The sequence below is a fragment of the Bradyrhizobium sp. genome (assembly GCF_019244115.1).
In the GTDB taxonomy this organism is placed as follows: domain Bacteria; phylum Pseudomonadota; class Alphaproteobacteria; order Rhizobiales; family Xanthobacteraceae; genus Bradyrhizobium.
This window is the reverse complement of sequence record NZ_JAFATE010000313.1, coordinates 1-3,133: the sequence shown is the minus strand read 5'-3', so window position 1 is coordinate 3,133 and position 3,133 is coordinate 1. Positions and strand designations below refer to the sequence as shown.

The 3,133-nt window shown below is 62.9% G+C and carries 3 protein-coding genes; 2 read left to right on the top strand and 1 reads right to left on the bottom strand.

Going from position 1 to position 3,133, the window contains the following annotated elements; genetic code table 11:
- The coding region (locus JOZ76_RS13915) for a LysR substrate-binding domain-containing protein (RefSeq protein WP_291699205.1) at nucleotides 1–413 on the top strand (413 nt) is incomplete at its 5' end.
- A 226-nt stretch (nucleotides 414–639) separates the two neighbouring features.
- Here the strand turns inward: JOZ76_RS13915 and JOZ76_RS13910 are convergent.
- Nucleotides 640–2,007, bottom strand: coding sequence for an MFS transporter (locus JOZ76_RS13910; protein WP_291699204.1), 1,368 nt, complete (start codon nucleotides 2,005–2,007; stop codon nucleotides 640–642).
- Nucleotides 2,008–2,244: 237 nt separating this feature from the next.
- Here JOZ76_RS13910 and JOZ76_RS13905 point away from each other — a divergent pair.
- On the top strand, nucleotides 2,245–3,133 hold an 889-nt coding region (locus JOZ76_RS13905), incomplete at its 3' end, for a mandelate racemase/muconate lactonizing enzyme family protein (RefSeq protein WP_291699203.1).

Here is a 3,133-nt window from a genome sequence, read left to right as displayed (position 1 = left end):
TGGTCGTGGTCGCCGGACCGAACAATCCACTGACCCGCCACCGAAAGCTCGAGCTTGCTGACCTGCTGAGCGAACCCTGGATACTGGATCCAATCAACACCGATTTCGGTGCGATGCAGGCGGAGGTCTTTCGCGCGGCCGGTCTTGATCCGCCGCGGCTTACCGTGGCCGCTCCGTCCATTACTCTGCGCAACGAGCTACTCGCGACGGGACGTTTCCTCACTGTGGTCGTCGGCTTCTCACTCCTCCTGCCGCGTGAAAATCCCAGACTAAAAGCGCTGGCCGTGAAGCGCCACCATCCTCGACAACCGGTCGGCGTTACCGCCTTGAAGAGTCGATCGCTCAGCCCGGTCGCGCAAATGTTCATCGAGTCCGTCCGCGAATGGGTGAAACCGCTTGCGAACAACCGATAGCCCGGTGGTTTCGCGCGCTCGTTGAGTCCTAAACTGGCCCGACTGAGAGATCACGGCTGAAATCGATGGTTGCTATCTGAGGCAGTGCAGACCGGATTTGCTCCGGGCGAGACTTTCGGTCCTTGGCCCATCGGCGAACTCCAAGGATGTCCGCAGTTTCTGTTCCTTCGGAGATGAGCGGGCATCTGGAGCGCCTAAGCCGGGCGCCTGATGATGAGTAAACGTCCTAATCGTGCTCGTAGCCATAGACCTCCGGCAGGATGAAGATCGCAGCGAGAAGCCCGATCAGCGGAAAGATCGCGACGAACAGCGTGGCGTTGGCCTGGCCGATCGCGGTGAACAGCGAGGGAAACAGGAAGATCGCCAGGAACGCTGGCAGCTTGACGAACATGTAGGCGAAGCCGCTTGCGGTGCCCCGATATTCGGGCTTCGCCACCATGGTCGGAATGGTCATGCAGTTCGACGCGCTCCAGTAGTGGCCCCAGAGCATGCCGGCGGCGGCGAGCGGCAGGACGTATTTGTGGTCGGTATAGAGCGCGGCCGCGGCGAGCAAAAGCGAGACAAAAACGATCGAAAAGCCTGCAATGCTGATGCCGCGGTGACCGATTTTCGGGGTGAGCAGCGGTCCGACCCAACCTGACACCGCCGCCAGCGAGAACAGCGCCATGGTGACGAGGTTGTTGCCGAGAACCGTCGAGACGCCGACCATCGCGAAGAGAACCGGGAGATAGAACGCGAAGGTGGAGAACTCGCTGGCTTGGCAGAAGCAGGCGATCCAGCCGTAGAGCGTCGCCCGCCAGCGGATATCGTCGGTGCGCAGATCGGCCAGGAAAGCGCTCGGCCGCGGCTTCGGCAACACGACGTCGTGGTTCGGCAGCATGTCGAGGCTGTCGTTGTACATCTGCTGCGCGACCTCTTTGGCCTCACGGAAACGACCCTGCTGCACCAGCCAGACCGCCGTTTCCGGCACGTCGTGACGCATGATCAGGATGATCAGCGCGGGCAGGGCGCCGAGGCCGAGCGTGACGCGCCAGACCATCTCATGGTTGAGCTCGAGCACGAGAAAGACCGCGATGACCGCGAGCGTCAGCACCTCGCCGACCGCGAACATGAACTGCCAGCGGTTGCCCATGACCTCGCGGTCACCCTTGGCCATGGATTCCATGATGTAGGTGTAGCCGGTCGAGATGTCGCTGCCGAGCGGTACGCCGAGCAGGAAGCGGATCACGATCAGCCAGCCAACGCTGGGGACGAAGGCTTGCGCCAGCGCGAGGATGATGAACATCACCATCGTGACCAGAAACATCACCCGCCGGCCGATCTTGTCGGACAGCCATCCGCCGATCAGGGCGCCGATCAGCGCGCCGCCCTGCGTGCCCGCCGCGGCCAGCCCTAGCATGAACGGGTCGGGATTATATTGCTCGCGGATGAAGATCAGCACGAAGGCGATCGAATAGAGGTCCCAGGCCTCGACCAGAATCGAGGCCATCATCAGCCAGCCGACCTTGTTGCCTTTCGGGCTGTAGTTGCGGATCAGATAGCGCACCGCATTCTGGATGGCCGTCTGCTCTTGCGGCAGTGCGATGGTCGACATGCCGAGGCTCCCGTGATCCTTTCCGGATCAACCGATCTGCCCGGCAAAGGTTCGATGTTGCAGCCCGGACAGGCCGGGTTCGATCCCCGGCTCGCCTCGAACATCGGGTCCGCATCGCTGAGGCGCGGCACGGCGGTTTGCCTTGATCAGGAACAGGAGCTATGGCGTTGACGCAGTGCGGCGTCGACCAGGGCGCCTCAATCAACAAGATCAGTGCTGACGGGGAGGATGACAGCCGTGAAGATCACTTCGATCGAGACGTTGCGCACCGACGAATTCGCCAACGTGCTGTGGGTTCGCCTGCACACGGACCAGGGCCCGATCGGCCTCGGCGAAACCTTCTATGGCGCCGGCGCCGTGGAAGCCCAGATCCACGACACCTTTGCCGGCCGGCTGCTCGGCCGCGATCCGCTCCGCATCGAAGCGATCCATCGCGATCTCCTCGACCTGCCGATGGCGCAGTCCTCGACCGGGGTCGAATACCGCGCCGCCTCCGCCATCGACATCGCGCTCTGGGACCTCTTCGGCAAGGTCTGCGGCCAGCCGGTGCACCAGATGCTTGGCGGCCTCTGCCGCGACAAGCAGCGCATCTACAACACCTGCGCCGGTACCAGATATGTGCGCTCCACCAACATTCGCCCGGTATCGAACTGGAGCCTCGCCGAAGGCGACGGCGCCTACGAGGATCTCGACGCCTTCATGAACCGCGCCGACGCGCTCGCCGAAAGCCTGCTCGAAAGCGGGATTTCCGCCATGAAGATCTGGCCGTTCGATCCGCCGGCGCAGGAAAATCACGGCCTGTTCATTTCCGCCGCCCAGATGAAGCAGGCGATCGAGCCGTTCGAGAAGATCCGCAAGGCGGTCGGCGACAAGATGGAGATCATGGTCGAGCTGCACTCGCTGTGGAATTTGCCGACCGCCAAACAGATCGCGCGCGCGCTCGAGCCGTACAAGCCGACCTGGTACGAAGACGCGATCCGGATGAACTCGCCGCAGGCGCTGGCCGAATACGCCCGCTCGACCGATGTCTGGGTCTGCGCCAGCGAGACGCTGGGCTCGCGCTTACCCTACAAGGACATGCTCGACCGCGACGCGATGCATGTCGTGATGGCGGACCTGTGCTGGA